The following is a 14,097-nucleotide window of genomic DNA, read 5'->3' as shown; positions in this document are numbered from 1 at the left end:
TTCGAGGCATACTGGTTACCAACCGATCATTCGGTAATGAAAGTAGGACTTATGACCACGTCAAACACCCTGTCCGCCGAAACGCTTCAGGACGGGTTCGACGACACCATTTCCCGTGAGCAGCGCGTCGAGCCGCGAGACTGGATGCCCGACGGCTATCGCAAGTCACTCATTCGGCAAATCGCCCAGCACGCGCATTCCGAGATCATCGGAATGCAGCCGGAGGGCAATTGGCTCACCCGCGCGCCGTCGCTGCGCCGCAAAGCGATTCTGATGGCCAAGGTGCAGGACGAGGCCGGCCACGGCCTCTACCTCTACTCCGCCGCGGAGACGCTCGGAGCGGACCGCGCCGACCTGACGGTCAAGCTCATCGAGGGCAAGCAGAAGTACTCCTCGATCTTCAACTACCCCACCCTGACGTACGCCGACGTGGGCACCATCGGCTGGCTCGTCGACGGCGCAGCTATCTGCAATCAGGTTCCCCTGTGCCGCAGCAGTTTCGGACCGTACGCACGCGCGATGATCCGCGTCTGCAAGGAAGAATCCTTCCATCAGCGCCAGGGCTACGAACTACTGGCGACGATGATGCGCGGCACCGAGGAGCAGCGCGCCATGGTCCAGGAGTCGGTGAACCGCTGGTGGTGGCCGGCACTGATGATGTTCGGTCCGCCGGACGACGAGTCCCCCAACACCGAGCAGTCGATGAAGTGGGGCATCAAGCGTCACACCAACGACGAACTGCGCCAACGCTTCGTCGACATGTCGATCCCGCAGGCAAAGGCTCTGGGTGTCACGTTCCCGGACCCGGATCTGAAGTGGAACGAGGAGCGCAAGTCGCACGATTTCGGCGAGCCCGACTGGTCCGAGTTCATGCAGGTGATCAAGGGCAACGGCGCCTCCAACGTCGAGCGCATCGCGAACCGTCGCGCAGCGCACGACGGCGGTGCCTGGGTCCGTGAGGCCGCAACCGCATTCGCAGCAAGGAACGCAGCATCATGAACGAGTTCACCGCCGAGGGCGGCCACGGAGCAGTTCCCACCGACAACGTTCCGGTCGAGCCGAAAAGAGAAGCCGTCAAGGCTGATTGGCCGTTGTACGAGGTGTTCCTGCGCGGCAAGCGCGGCCTGAACCACGTGCATGTCGGATCGCTGCACGCTGCCGACGACCACATGGCACTGCGGCACGCTCGCGACGTCTACACCCGTCGCAACGAGGGCGTCAGCATCTGGGTGGTTCCGTCCAATTCGATCGTCGCGTCGTCCCCGTCGGAGAAGGATCCCTTCTTCGCACCGAGTGGCGACAAGGTGTACCGCCACCCGACGTTCTACGAGATCCCCGACAACGTCCCGCACATGTGAGACCCATTCTTCAAGAGGACAAGCACTGATGACTGATCACGACAGCGCCTACGAGGGCCTCGTCGACGAGGATTCGCACGGACAGTGGGCATTCGGAACGAGTTTCGACGACCCCCTCGCCGGAGTCGACACCACCGTCCCCGACGACGTCGACCTGAAAGCCCTTGCCGCATACTGCCTCATGCTCGGCGACGACGCGCTGATCAGCTCGCAGCGACTGGCGCAGTGGAGCACTCGCGCACCGGAGCTCGAAGAGGAAGTGGCCCTGGCCAACGTCGGCCTCGATCTCCTCGGCCAGGCTCGGCTGCTGCTGGCCCGCGCCGCCAAAGCAGACCCGACGGTGGTGCCGTTCATTTCGGACACCTCTCCCGCACCGGCCGAGGATGCACTGTCGTTCTTCCGCGACGAGGCAGATTTCCGGTGTGTGCGACTCACCGAACTCGACAACGGTGACTTCGCGAAATCCCAGGTCCGCCTGCTGGTGTTCGCGACGTGGCGGCTCGCCGTCTTCACCCGTCTGCAGGAATCTCGCGATCCGGTTCTGGCCGCTGTCGCGAGCAAAGGCGTCAAAGAGCTGACCTACCATCGTGATTACGCCGCGCGCTGGGTCGTGACGCTGGGTTGCGGAACCGATGAATCCAAGCAACGAGTGCGCGACGCCGTGACCAGAATCTGGCCGTATGTCTCCGAGCTGTTTCTCCCCACGGACGAGGAGATCGCCCTGGCCGAGGTCGGCGTTGCCGTCGACCCTCGGGATGTTCGCGAGGAGTTCGATTCCGTTCTCGCACAGGTTCTGCACGCCGCCGAGCTCGAGGCACCCGAGGGTAAATCCGTCGGCACCATCGGTGGCCGCGGGGGTCGACGTGGGATTCATACCGAAGCCTTCGGGCCGTTGATCGCCGAGATGCAGGTAGTGGCCAGGGCACATCCGGAGGGAGTCTGGTGACCACACTTCAACGAACGGCGCGTGAGATCGCCGCTACCGTCATGGATCCCGAGATGCCGCTGCTCACCCTCGACGACCTCGGCGTCCTCCGTGACGTCGAAGTCCGCGAGGACGGAAGCGTTCTCGTCACCATCACCCCGACGTACTCGGGATGCCCGGCGATGGCGACGATGCGCGACGACATCGCGCACAAGCTGACCGATCACGGGTACTCCGACGTCGAGATCGTCACCAGCCTGACCCCGGCGTGGAGCACCGACTGGATTTCCGAGGAGGGCCTGCGCAAGCTACGCGAATCCGGCTACTCGACGCCCGGTCCTGCTCCGACCCGCACCTCCGGCCCGGTTCCGTTGACCCTGACGGTCAAACCCCGCGAGATCGCCTGCCCGCAGTGCAGTTCCGTCAACACCCGTCTGACGTCCGAGTTCGGCGCGACGCTGTGCAAGGCCCAGTATCGGTGCGACGACTGCCTCGAACCCTTCGACCACGTCAAGGAAATCTGATGACCGTCACCGCCGAGCCCGTACAGAAGACCCAGCGCAACAAGCCGTTTCACACCCTGACCGTCGCCGATGTGGAATCACTGTGCGACGACGCGGTGGCCGTCACCTTCGACGTACCGGAGGATCTGCGCGAGGAATTCGACTTCAAGCCGGGTCAGTCACTGATGCTCAGCCGCACGATCGACGGTGTCGAGCATCGCCGCTCCTACTCGATCTGTGCACCCGCGGGCTCGCGTCCCCGCGTCGGCGTTCGCGAGGTCAGCGACGGCCTGTTCTCATCCTGGCTCGTCCGCGAGGTCAAGGCCGGCGACCGCGTCGACGTTCAGGGTCCGACCGGAAATTTCCATGCAGACCCGGCAGTGGCGGGCAGGCACGTTCTCATCGCGGCCGGATCCGGCATCACCCCGATGCTGTCGATCGCGGCCTCCGTCCTCGCCAACCCCGATGCCGAAGTGGTTCTGCTGTACGGCAATCGGCGCACACGCACCGTGATGTTCGCCGAGGAGATAGCCGACCTCAAAGACCAGTACGGCAGTCGATTCGACATCATTCATGTCCTGTCCCGCGAACCGCGTGAGGTCGAGTTGTTCAGCGGCAGGCTCGATGCCGAGCGCTTGCGCGAGATACTCGACACTGTCGTCGCGACACCGGACATCGATCACTTCTGGCTCTGCGGTCCGTTCGGGATGGTCAACGACGCACAGGACGTGCTGAAGGAACTCGGCGTCGCCAAGAGCAGCATCCACGCCGAACTCTTCTACGTCGACGACATTCCGCCGCCGCAGGAGAAGCACCGTGAGCCCGGCGTCACCGGGCCCAGCAGCGAGGTCACCATCATCCTCGACGGCCGTGAGGTGAAAGGCGCACTGCCTCAGGACGAGTCGATTCTCGACGCGGGCGAGCAGCTGCGCTCCGATCTTCCGTTCGCCTGCAAGGGCGGAGTGTGCGGCACATGCCGTGCGAAGGTGACCTTCGGCGATGTCGACATGCGTCGCAACTATGCGCTCGAGGACAACGAGGTCGACGCCGGCTTCGTACTCACCTGCCAGACCTTCCCCGTCAGCGACACCGTCACCGTCGACTTCGACGCCTGATCCCCCGGAGACTGCCATGACCAGCGTCTTGTCCACCCCCACCGACACCCCCGACATCGAGTTCGCTTCTCGCGACCGGATATCCGCTCTCCAGTTGGAGCGTCTGCGGTGGTCTCTGCAGCACGCCTACGACAACGTGGCGCATTACAAGAAGGCATTCGACGATGCCGGAGTGCATCCCAGCGACCTGAAGGACCTGAGCGATCTGGCGAAGTTCCCCTTCACGTCCAAGCAGGACCTGCGGGCCAACTATCCGTTCGGCATGTTCGCCGTGCCGCAGAACCAGGTCTCGCGCATTCATGCATCCTCGGGCACCACCGGTCGCCCGACCGTCGTCGGCTACACCGCCAAGGACATAGACAACTGGGCCGATCTCATCGCCCGTAGTCTCCGCGCGGGTGGCGTCAAGCCGTCGGACAAGGTGCACGTGGCCTACGGGTACGGACTGTTCACCGGCGGGCTCGGCGCGCATTACGGCGCGGAACGACTCGGCTGCACGGTCATTCCGATGTCCGGTGGCATGACCGATCGTCAGATCCAACTGATCCAGGACTTCGAGCCCGACGCCATCCTGGTCACCCCGTCCTACATGCTGACGATCGTCGACGCGATGGTGAAGAAGGGGATCGATCCCGCGAAGACGTCGCTGAAGACCGGTGTGTTCGGTGCCGAGCCGTGGACCGAGGAGATGCGCACCGAAATCGAGAACACTCTGGCGATGGATGCCGTCGACATCTACGGCCTGTCCGAGGTGATGGGACCGGGTGTGGCGATGGAATGCGTCGAAACCAAGGACGGACTGCACATCTGGGAGGATCATTTCTACCCGGAGATCATCGATCCGGTGACCGGCGAAGTTCTGCCCGACGGCGAGGAGGGTGAATTGGTGTTCACGTCCCTGACCAAGGAAGCGATGCCGATCGTGCGGTATCGCACCCGGGATCTGACGCGTCTGCTGCCGGGCACGGCCCGCACGATGCGTCGGATGCAGAAGGTCACCGGCCGGACCGACGACATGATCATCCTGCGCGGCGTCAATCTCTTCCCGACGCAGATCGAGGAGCTCATCCTGGGTGTCCCCGCGCTCGCACCTCAGTTCCAGTGTGTACTCGATCGCGCAGGCCGAATGGATTCCCTGACGGTGCGGGTCGAGGCCAGGCCCGATGTGCCGTCCGATCAGTACGCCGGCCTTGGCGTGACGCTGCAGAAGCTGGTCAAGAATCGGATCGGTGTGACGGTGAACGTCGACGTACTGCCGCAGGCGGCGTTGGAGCGTTCGATCGGTAAGGCCCGCAGGCTGATCGACAACCGCCCGGCCGTATGACATGAGCCCGGTGGCACAGGATTTCGAGCAATGGCGCGAGAACGTCTCGACGGCGTTCGTGCCGCTCGACGCTGTGTCCACCGGGCGGTCTCCGTTCCAGGGCACCCTGGTGTCGTCGACGTTGGGATCGCTGCAACTGAGCGAGGTCGCCGGGCGCGAGGTGGACGTGCGGCGCACCCGCGCCACCATCAAGCGTGCCGATCCCGGCCTGATCAAGGTCGGACTGCAATTGACCGGCCGCGGCACGCTGGTTCAGAACGACCGCGAGGCCGTGCTGGAGCCGGGCGACTTCGCGGTGTACGACACCAGTGCCCCGTACGATCTGCATTTCGTCGGAGACTTCGAGATGTTCGTGGTGATGTTCCCCCGCGACGCGCTCCGCATCGATTCCCGTGAGTTGACGACTGTTGCCGCGCGTCGCATCGAGGGCGATCACGGCGTCGGCGCGTTGGTTTCGCCGTTTCTGTTCAATTTGCGCCGCAACGCCGCAGACGGAACACTGCCGGCGACGCCGATGCTCGAGAACGCGGTGCTCGACCTTCTCTGTGCCGCGCTCGACGATGCGGCTCCCCATGATGCGCCGGGTTCCACGCTACTGATCGAGGCCAAGAGCCTCGTCGAGTCGCATCTGTCCGATCCCACACTGTCCACGGCGTCGATCGCTGCGCGACTCCATATTTCGACGCGCTACTTGCAGAAGTTGTTCGAGTCCGACGGCCGTACCGTGGCCGGCTGGATCAGATCCAGGCGACTCGACCGTTGCCACCGCGAACTACGCGACCCCCGTTTCGCCGCAGACAGTATCGGAACCATCTGCGCGCGTCACGGTTTGATTGATTCCTCGAACTTCTCGAAACTGTTCAAGGAGACGTACGGCATGTCACCGCGCGCGTATCGCGCCGGCTGAGCTGGAGACCTCACGCCATCCCGGAGGCACCGAGTGGATCCCATCCCGCAGTCCGCATCACGTCGTGCATCTGCCGACGACGTACACCGGTATTACTGCCCTCGATGATCGGGTACGCAGTGGCGTCCGCCAGATACCGCAGTATCGGGAAGCTCGGGTTGTACGCCTCGACGCCGACGATCTTGACCAGGTCGTTGATGACCGCGACCGCTGTCTCGGATCCGAAGATCTTGGCGTGCAGGGCCATTTCGAGTGCGCTCGGATGTTGTGACATCACTGCGTCGAGCGCACGCCACGACAGCAATCGAACCGCTTCGATCTTGCCTTTCGCGTCGGTGAGCACGTCGGCGACCGCTTGATGATCGATGATCGGCACCGGCCCGCCCCTCTTCTCCGACGTGGCGAACGCAAATGCCGCAGCGAAGGCCTGGCGCATGGCGGCGACGGAGAACGTTCCGATCGATGCACCGCTCGCCAAGAATGCGTTGCGAGTCAGTTGCACTCCCTGCCCTTCCTCCCCGATCAGGTTGGACTTCGGGACGCGGACGTTGTCGAATCTGACGCGCGAGGTCAGGCACCCCTTGAGACCGGGTAGGTCGTACACCTCTTCCACCGAGAAACCGGTCGAGAGCTGTTCGCGCTCGACGACGATGATCGACACGCCACCAGGAGTGCGACATACGACCGTCATGATGTCGGGTCCCAATCCGTCCCACCCTCCCAGATGTGACGCCCAGACCTTCTCGCCGTTGAGAACCCAGTGATCGCCGTCGAGGATTGCGGTTGTCCGGGTCCCTTCGGCAGGCAGCGGCGCGTCGAAATTGGCACTGCCACCGGGTTCGCTGTACGCCATGGCAGCCACCGGGCTGCCGGAGTCGACCAGGAACGGCGCGACGAAACGGGCGATCTGCTCCGGGGTCCCGGCCTCGTACACCGGAGCCAGAGCAATCAGGGGACCCGCCAGACTGATCGTGAAATCTGGACTGGCAGAGGCAAATTCCTCGACGAACAGCGCTGCGTCCACACCGCTCGAGGCGAGTCCACCGAAGGGAATCGGAATCAGGCCTTTCAGAAAACCCGCTTCCACCGCTTTCTCGAATACCGGTCGCGCCAACAGAGCGCGTTCGAGTGGGTCCGGCGTGGATCGCACCTGTGCGGACAGGTCGTGGAGATAGGTGTCGGCGAACTGACGCGCGCCCTTCTTCAGTGCTTCCTGCTGGTCGGTGAGGTCGAAACTGATGGGCATGGGGCGTCCTTTTCCAGTCGGCGAGTTGCAGACTCCCATCTCACCGCCGGAGCGCTCCGATGGTCTTGCTGTGCAGCGCAAGACTCTGTGCCGTGTGCGCAACGTCCGCGGGTCCTCACGCAGAGAAGCGCGCCTGGGCCCGATAGTCGCGTGCAGACATCGAGTACTTCTGTCGGAAGGCCCTACTGAACGCGCTCGCATCGATCATGCCGTGGTGCACCGCAATACGCGAGATACCGGCCGAGTTTTTCGGATCTCGCAGAGCGGCAGCGATCGCAGCCAGTCGGTGCTCACGCAACACCGTGGAGAACGACGCTCCCTTGGAAAAGGCGTAGTGGACGGTCCGCGGCGACACGGACAACGCGCGCGCGACAACCGAAACGGACAAGTCGGGGTCACCCAGATGCGTGCGGATGTATTCGGTCGCTGCCGCTGTGATCGCGCTCGACGAAGCTGCGGCAGTCCCCCACGTTTCACCGAGAACTGCCGCTACGGTGGCATAGAAGGCGCGCTCGAGATGTACGCCTGACGACGTCGACTCGTCCGGGGCCAGCTCCCACAGAGCCTTCATTATCGACGTCAGTGCCAGGCCGGTACCCGCACCCGTATCCAGTGGCCGCCCGATCGTCGGGGCCTGCGACAGGCCCGAGTGCGCCAGGCAACTGTGCGGGACCTGATAGGACATGACGCGCCAAGGACCCTCGTAGTCGAACCAGTACGGACGAGTGGTGTCCACTACGGTGAATTGACCGGGCACGACATTGACGGCACCTGCAGATTCCGTGCGAACCCGACAGATACCGGCCAATTGGATGTTCACGAAGTAGACGCCGTCACCGGTGTGCGCTACTTCTGTCTCTCCGTGCGCGATGCGTTGCCCCACGGACTCGAGCACGGCGCGATTGGTCGATCCGAGTGGCCTCAATTCGACGCGGGCATCGAAACCGCCGTCGACGATCGACTCGATCTCGGGTGTGAGCGGAGTGAATTCACGGCAGATCACCTCCCGCCACACCTCGAATCGATCGCTTCGACGGTGGGTGGACAAATCGTGCACGACCATGTCGACTCCGCTCGACTACCGATGACCTCCGCACGAGGCATGCACCATCCATGGTGACGTCACTGCACTTCGACGACGTCACCTCCACGTTTCGCGGGTGCAACAAGCCTGTCCGATCCCCTAGCTTCCCAGGATCAGATCCGAGGCCCGCTCGCCCACCATGATGGACGGTGCGTTGGTGTTCCCCGACGGCACCGTGGGCATGATCGACGCGTCCGCGACGCGCAGCCCCTCGACGCCGCGGACCCGAAGGTCTGCTCCGACAACGGCATCGACGTCCGACTCGGCTCCCATCTTGCAGGTTCCGACCTGGTGGTGGTAGGTGCCAGCGGTTTGGCGAACATAGGCCCGCAGGTCGTCGCGTGTGCGCGCGCTCGGTCCAGGAACCACCTCGGCCTTACGCCACGGCGCGAACGCGTCGGAGGCACCGATCTCGCGGCAGATCTCCACCGCGTCGACCATCGCTTCGAGGTCGTACGGATCGGCCAGGATGTTCGGATCCGCCAGTGGCAGTTCACTCGGGTCCGAGGACGCCAACCGTAGGGTCCCCCGCGAGCGTGGAGCGACGATGCCGGGTGCGATGGTGTAGCCGTTCTCTGGCACCGGGTATCCGTCTGCCGGGTACGGAATGTGCATGAACAGCGGCTGCAGATCCGGTGCAGCGCCTGCCCATCCGGTGCTGCGGGCATACAACTGCGCCTCTAGCAGGTTGTTGGTGCCGGCAGCGAGCGGCTCGAGTGACTCGTAGATATTGCTCAGCAGCAGGTGATCATGCAGATTCTCGCCCACGCCCGGCAGGTCGACAACTGTGTCGATTCCTAGTTCAGCCAAATGCCCGGACGGCCCGATTCCACTGAGCATCAACGCCTTCGGTGAACCGATGGCTCCGCCGCACAGGATCACCTCGTGATCGGCGAACGACTTCTGTACATTGGAGCCGCCTCGGCTGAACTCGATCCCCACCGCTCGGCCGTTCTCGAGCACCACCTTGTGCACGAGCGCCCCGGTGGTCACCATCAGATCGGGATTGCTCAACACCGGGCCGACGAAGCTCTTCCACGCGCTCATCCGCTCACCGTCACGGGTGGTGGTGTGGTTGTAGCCCGCGCCGACCATCTCGTCGGCGTTGAAGTCGTCGATGAGCTTGTGCCCGTGCTCGACTGCCGCATCCACGAAGGCAGCCGCCAGGGGATGCGGGGTGCCCATGATGGACACCGGCAGTGGCCCGTCGCCGCCGTGGAACTCGTTGGCTCCGAGCTCGTGTGACTCCGAGCGCTTGAACAGCGGCAGTACGTTCTCCCACGACCACCCGGCATCGCCGGTGGCGGACGCCCACCCGTCGTAGTCGCTGGAATGTCCTCGGACGTAGATCATTCCGTTGAGGGACGAGCTGCCGCCGAGTACGCGTCCACGCGGCCAGAAGATCCGCCGATCGTTGGCGTGCTTCTGCGGGGTGGTGAACAGTCCCCAGTCCTGCGATCCGCCGAGCAGTGTCGGCCAGCCCTGGGGTGAGTGGATCGCCGGGTCGGTATCCACCGGTCCGGCCTCGATCACGTGCACGGTATGCCCGGCGTCGAGAAGCCTCCTGGCGATGACGCTTCCTGCTGATCCTGCTCCCACTACGATGTAGTCCGTCGACATGCGCCGCCTCTTTCTGTTGTGACCGTCGACACAACAGTGGCCGAATTCGCAGGCACAAACATGTCGCTGCGCGCACACATTCTGGGTCAGATGCGCACCACCGGGAGCGGAGCCTGCAGGAGCGACCAAGTGGCGAAGCGAGCTCGGTCAGAAGGCCATCGGCGCCATTCCCAGGATCATCAATGCGGAACCCGCGGTCACTCGTCGTCCGGGCGGGTTGGTGCGGAGCAGGTGGATCGTCACGGCCATCCACCCCACCAGGAGCAGCGCGGCGATGATCCTCGGATCGGCCTCGACTCCGTGCCGGTGCCGCGTCGCCGCCTGCGATTCCGCGTGGGAGTGCATGGGCGGCAGCATCATCAGCAGCACGGCCATGCACGTCAGGTCCACCGCGCATGGAATAGATCGGGTCCTGTTCGGCACGTCCGCGGTGACGTGCACGGCAACCGCGACGAGAGCGAGTATCGATATCAGTGCCATGGATGGGTCGGTACCGAAGGCCACCATGGCTGCCATGACGGTGCCCATGCAGAGGTGAGCCCACCGCACCCGCCCCGTGTGCTTGCCACGTCCGAGCAGCGGGAGAACAGCACCCACTGCACCGAGCGCCATCAGCACCGTCATGACCATCGGCGTCAGACCTCCGTCGTCTCGAGAGTTCGACTCCGAGTCGCTCGTGCCGTCACTGTTCCTCCCACGAAGAATGCCACGACGACGATCAACAGAAGGGCGGCGAGCACTCCCGAACCACCGATCAGCAGCGTGAAGTTGTCCAGCACGAGGCCCAGAATCGCCACCAGCCCCAGGGTTCCCAGCGCAGGCGCGACGACGGTGTGCCAGGTGCGCGTATCCACGGTCGATCGACGGAAGAACGCGATGATCGCGCCGCCCGTGAGGATCATCAGAACCAGGATGCTCACGGTGGCAAGTCCGGACATCCACGTGAACAGTTGCAACACCGGGTCTGCGCCTGCTGCCGCGAAGACCACGAGAACCACCGCTGCCGAGGCGGTCTGGAACAGTGACCCCATGTAAGGGGAGCCGTGCCGAGAGTGGGTGCGTGCCAACATCGACGGGGCGACTCCCTTTCGGGCCAGTGCGAATACGTATCGCCCGATTGCGTTATGGAACGCGAGCAGGGCGGCGAAGAGACTGGTGACCAACATGATTTCCATGATGTCCGCCGACATCGGGCCCAAGTACTGGGCGGCAGCGGCGAAAGTCAATCCCGCCGTGTCGTCGGCAGCGGCCTGCGCGACGGATGCACTGCCGAAGGCGAGTACCACAGCCCAACTCGACACCGCGTACACCAATCCGATGGTGACGACGGCGGCGTAGGTCGCGATCGGAACGGTCCGCGTGGGGTTACGCGCCTCCTCGCCGTAGATCGCGGTGGCCTCGAAGCCGATGAACGACGCGATGGCGAACATCAGGGCGATTCCCGGCGATCCACTGAAGAAGGCCGAGGGAGTGAACGATTCGACGTCGATGCCCGCGGCGCCACCCTTGGCGAACACGGCGACCGACAGGATCACGATGATGCCGATCTCGAGCACCAGCAGTACTCCGAGCACCTTGGCACCGAGATCGATGCTGCGGTAGCCGAGCAGCGCCACGATCACGACGAGACCGAGCGCCCACAACCACCACGGCAGGTCGGGTCCGCCGTACTTCACGACCAGGCTGTCGACGGTCGATGCAGCGAGGCCGTAGATGCCCGCCTGAATGGCGGTGTACGTCAGCAGCGCGAGACCCGCGGCACCGAGGCCCATGGTTCTCCCGAGCCCCTTCTCCACGTAGGCGTAGAACGCACCGGTATCCACCATGTGTCGGCTCATGGCCGCGTACCCGACGCTGAAGATCAGCAGGACGATGGCCGCGACGATGTAGGCGAGCGGAGCGCCAGCTCCGTTGCCTGTCGCGATCATGACCGGCAGGGCCCCGCCGATGGCGGTCAGCGGCGCTGCAGCGGCGATGACCAGGAACACGATTCCGACGACGCCGATGGATCCGCGGAGCGCACCTGCCGTCGAATTCGATTGCGTTTCAGACATTCTGCTCACCGCTCGCGCAGCTCGAGGCGGCGCAGTGCGCAGAACTCGAGCGCGGCACGTCGAGGGTGGGGTTGCGATCGAAGAATCCCGCGGGCTTCAGTTTGAAGCCGGTGTAGTCCACCGGCATGATCGGCCAGTCCTCGGGTCTCGGGAAGTGGGTGAGCCCGAAGGTGTGCCACAGCACGATGTCCTCGTCGACGAGGCTACGGTTCGACGCCACGAATGCCGGCAGACCCGCTCCCCCATGATGCTGATTGACGAAATCGCCTGCGGCATAACGTTCGCTTCGGTCGAACTGCGTCACCCAGAGATGCTTGGTGGCGAACGTGGCACGTCGCGCGATCGACGAGTTGTCGTCGGCCAGCAGCAATGGCTGGCCTTCGGGGTGCAGCGTGTATCCGACGGGCTTTCCGAGCCGGCTCAGCGAGGTCGGATTGGTGACGTGCCAGACGCGGCCCACCGTGCCGTCGGCGATACGTTGCGCCTCGGCTTCCGTGGCCAGTGGGGTGTGTTGCAGAGCAAAGGCATTGCCGTGCAGGTTGTCCGGTCCCATCGGTACCCGGCGGGTCTCGATCTCCTCGACGGAGTTGCCGGTACCGTCGACCATCATGTCGAGTCGCGCACTGAACAGATGCTGGTGGCACGGCGCTCCGAGTCCAGGGGCGATCTCTGTTGCGTAGGGGTAGTCACCACCGGGATGCCCGGACGTGAATACGATTCCGGTTGCTTTGACCTCGAATTCGATGGTGCCGTCGAGGTAGAGGTACCAGAAGAATCCGTAGTCGTAGTTGCCGATGGTGGTGAAGAAGGAGATCACGAGTCGGCGCTGGCGGCGGGTCTCCTGCGAGCCCGACCACAGATCGGTGTGCTTCCAGAGCACTCCGAAGTCCTCCTCGTGCATGCACACGGCGTTGGTCAGCGTTTTCGGGTTGCCGAATTCGTCGGCGATCACGGCGTCGAAGTACGTGATATCGCCGACGCAGTCGCACCCGAGTTCGAGTGAGTTCGCGTACCGTCCCACCAGATACTCACCGGTGTCGAAGTAGTTCTGCCACGACCGAACCGGGGACGGATCTCCATAGGGGACAACCATTTCGGCGATCGAAGCGCGGTGAACGATCGGGCGCACGGTACCCCCGTCCTCGAACCCGATCTGGTGCAGCACCAGGCCCTCACGCACATCGAAGCCGACCCTGAAAGACCATTTCTCCCAGTCGACGAGATTGCCCCGAACCGTGAAGCTCGGGCCGTCGGGTTGAGTGATCTCGATCGGCTTCTGCGTGGTGCGCAGCGGGCCGGTGACGGACAGATCGTCGAAGTTTCCCGACTCCTCCGGAATGGGAACCGCACCCAGGTCGACGACCTTGTCCACCGTCCGATTCATCACGTCCACGAAGGCGACCAGACCGTCGATGGGATGCGCCCACGCATGATCGGCCGGGTAGTCCTGACGAAAGGCCAGGCCGCGCAGGATGCGTCGACCGTGCTCGCCCGGGTAGTCGAACACCCCTGCTGAAAGGGGTGCCACTCGAACGTGTGCTACGTCCAGTCCGCGCGCGGCCAGCGCGGCAAGCCAGTCCGGATCGGTGGAGAGCACGCTCTCGACGAGCTCGAATTCCTCGTCGAGCACCGGCATCTGGCCGTCACGGATCGCGTCGAGCCGCGTGGAGCCGATCACCTGACGCTCGTCGAGAGAGACGAGAAGATCGACGGCATCGGGTGTCGAGATGTCGTGCAACAGCACCCGGAAGGTACGTCGGGTGGTCGGTTCGGCGACGTACAGCTCGGCCTTGTCCGGTTCGTCCAGTCCGACGTAGACGAACCGGGTTGCAGCAGTGACGAATCCGGCGTCGTCGACGACATTCCGAACCTGTGCGATCTCGTCTTCGGTGGGCAACGACAAGGCGTGGTCGATTGCGTGGGGCGTGAGGGTTGGCATGGATGTTCCTCGAGGTCGGGTG

General features: G+C 64.0%; 13 protein-coding genes. 7 read left to right on the top strand and 6 right to left on the bottom strand.

From position 1 onward, the window contains the following. Positions 1–51 precede the first annotated feature (51 nt). From paaA to R4P47_RS12595, 7 genes are read left to right on the top strand one after another with little or no spacing between them, the layout of a single operon-like run. Positions 52–999: a 1,2-phenylacetyl-CoA epoxidase subunit PaaA gene (gene paaA / locus R4P47_RS12625; protein WP_149407180.1), complete on the top strand. Its 948-nt coding sequence runs from the start codon at positions 52–54 to the stop codon at positions 997–999. Continuing rightward, on the top strand, positions 996–1,358 hold the full coding sequence (gene paaB / locus R4P47_RS12620; protein ID WP_149407179.1) for a 1,2-phenylacetyl-CoA epoxidase subunit PaaB: 363 nt from the start codon (positions 996–998) through the stop codon (positions 1,356–1,358). Before paaA ends, paaB begins: the two co-directional genes overlap by 4 nt. A gap of 28 nt (positions 1,359–1,386) precedes the next feature. Continuing rightward, a complete protein-coding gene (gene paaC, locus R4P47_RS12615) occupies positions 1,387–2,304 on the top strand; it encodes a 1,2-phenylacetyl-CoA epoxidase subunit PaaC (protein WP_269594696.1) in 918 nt (305 codons plus the stop codon). Positions 2,305–2,345: 41 nt separating this feature from the next. Further along, on the top strand, positions 2,346–2,807 hold the full coding sequence (gene paaD, locus R4P47_RS12610; protein ID WP_373454764.1) for a 1,2-phenylacetyl-CoA epoxidase subunit PaaD: 462 nt from the start codon (positions 2,346–2,348) through the stop codon (positions 2,805–2,807). Next, entirely contained in the window at positions 2,807–3,901 is a 1,095-nt protein-coding gene (paaE, locus tag R4P47_RS12605) for a 1,2-phenylacetyl-CoA epoxidase subunit PaaE (RefSeq protein ID WP_317784915.1), read from the top strand. The genes paaD and paaE overlap by 1 nt, the downstream gene beginning before the upstream one ends. Before the next feature lie 16 nt (positions 3,902–3,917). Then, positions 3,918–5,225, top strand: a complete 1,308-nt coding sequence (paaK, locus tag R4P47_RS12600) for a phenylacetate--CoA ligase PaaK (protein ID WP_317784914.1) — start codon at positions 3,918–3,920, stop codon at positions 5,223–5,225. Between the two features lies 1 nt (position 5,226). Further along, positions 5,227–6,132, top strand: a complete 906-nt coding sequence (locus R4P47_RS12595; RefSeq protein WP_317784913.1) for a helix-turn-helix domain-containing protein — start codon at positions 5,227–5,229, stop codon at positions 6,130–6,132. Between the two features lie 10 nt (positions 6,133–6,142). On the opposite strand, the gene R4P47_RS12590 is transcribed toward R4P47_RS12595, so the two are convergent. From R4P47_RS12590 to R4P47_RS12565, 6 genes are all read right to left on the bottom strand, one after another. Beyond that, on the bottom strand, positions 6,143–7,378 hold the full coding sequence (locus R4P47_RS12590; protein WP_317784912.1) for an acyl-CoA dehydrogenase family protein: 1,236 nt from the start codon (positions 7,376–7,378) through the stop codon (positions 6,143–6,145). Positions 7,379–7,493: 115 nt separating this feature from the next. After that, complete coding sequence (locus R4P47_RS12585) at positions 7,494–8,441, bottom strand: helix-turn-helix domain-containing protein (RefSeq protein ID WP_317784911.1); 948 nt, start codon at positions 8,439–8,441, stop codon at positions 7,494–7,496. Positions 8,442–8,561: 120 nt separating this feature from the next. Next, positions 8,562–10,082: a GMC family oxidoreductase gene (locus R4P47_RS12580; protein WP_317784910.1), complete on the bottom strand. Its 1,521-nt coding sequence runs from the start codon at positions 10,080–10,082 to the stop codon at positions 8,562–8,564. Between the two features lie 147 nt (positions 10,083–10,229). Beyond that, positions 10,230–10,712, bottom strand: a complete 483-nt coding sequence (locus tag R4P47_RS12575) for a DUF5134 domain-containing protein (RefSeq protein WP_317784909.1) — start codon at positions 10,710–10,712, stop codon at positions 10,230–10,232. Positions 10,713–10,717: 5 nt separating this feature from the next. Continuing rightward, complete coding sequence (locus R4P47_RS12570; RefSeq protein WP_317784908.1) at positions 10,718–12,136, bottom strand: APC family permease; 1,419 nt, start codon at positions 12,134–12,136, stop codon at positions 10,718–10,720. Continuing rightward, entirely contained in the window at positions 12,129–14,075 is a 1,947-nt protein-coding gene (locus R4P47_RS12565) for a primary-amine oxidase (RefSeq protein WP_317784907.1), read from the bottom strand. The genes R4P47_RS12570 and R4P47_RS12565 overlap by 8 nt, the downstream gene beginning before the upstream one ends. Positions 14,076–14,097 lie beyond the last annotated feature (22 nt).

The sequence above is a fragment of the Rhodococcus sp. IEGM 1370 genome, from assembly GCF_033142325.1.
In the GTDB taxonomy this organism is placed as follows: Bacteria; Actinomycetota; Actinomycetes; order Mycobacteriales; family Mycobacteriaceae; genus Rhodococcoides.
The sequence above is the reverse complement of the archived record's forward strand: the minus strand, read 5'-3'. Positions and strand labels throughout refer to the sequence as shown.

Coding starts and splice junctions, on each gene's coding strand:
- paaD (WP_373454764.1), top strand. CDS start 2,346: ATGGATCCCGAGATGCCGCTGCTCACCCTCGACGACCTCGGCGTCCTC.
- R4P47_RS12570 (WP_317784908.1), bottom strand. CDS start 12,136: ATGTCTGAAACGCAATCGAATTCGACGGCAGGTGCGCTCCGCGGATCC.
- paaA (WP_149407180.1), top strand. CDS start 52: ATGACCACGTCAAACACCCTGTCCGCCGAAACGCTTCAGGACGGGTTC.
- R4P47_RS12585 (WP_317784911.1), bottom strand. CDS start 8,441: ATGGTCGTGCACGATTTGTCCACCCACCGTCGAAGCGATCGATTCGAG.
- paaK (WP_317784914.1), top strand. CDS start 3,918: ATGACCAGCGTCTTGTCCACCCCCACCGACACCCCCGACATCGAGTTC.
- paaC (WP_269594696.1), top strand. CDS start 1,387: ATGACTGATCACGACAGCGCCTACGAGGGCCTCGTCGACGAGGATTCG.
- paaE (WP_317784915.1), top strand. CDS start 2,807: ATGACCGTCACCGCCGAGCCCGTACAGAAGACCCAGCGCAACAAGCCG.
- R4P47_RS12595 (WP_317784913.1), top strand. CDS start 5,227: ATGAGCCCGGTGGCACAGGATTTCGAGCAATGGCGCGAGAACGTCTCG.
- R4P47_RS12565 (WP_317784907.1), bottom strand. CDS start 14,075: ATGCCAACCCTCACGCCCCACGCAATCGACCACGCCTTGTCGTTGCCC.
- paaB (WP_149407179.1), top strand. CDS start 996: ATGAACGAGTTCACCGCCGAGGGCGGCCACGGAGCAGTTCCCACCGAC.
- R4P47_RS12580 (WP_317784910.1), bottom strand. CDS start 10,082: ATGTCGACGGACTACATCGTAGTGGGAGCAGGATCAGCAGGAAGCGTC.
- R4P47_RS12590 (WP_317784912.1), bottom strand. CDS start 7,378: ATGCCCATCAGTTTCGACCTCACCGACCAGCAGGAAGCACTGAAGAAG.
- R4P47_RS12575 (WP_317784909.1), bottom strand. CDS start 10,712: ATGGTCATGACGGTGCTGATGGCGCTCGGTGCAGTGGGTGCTGTTCTC.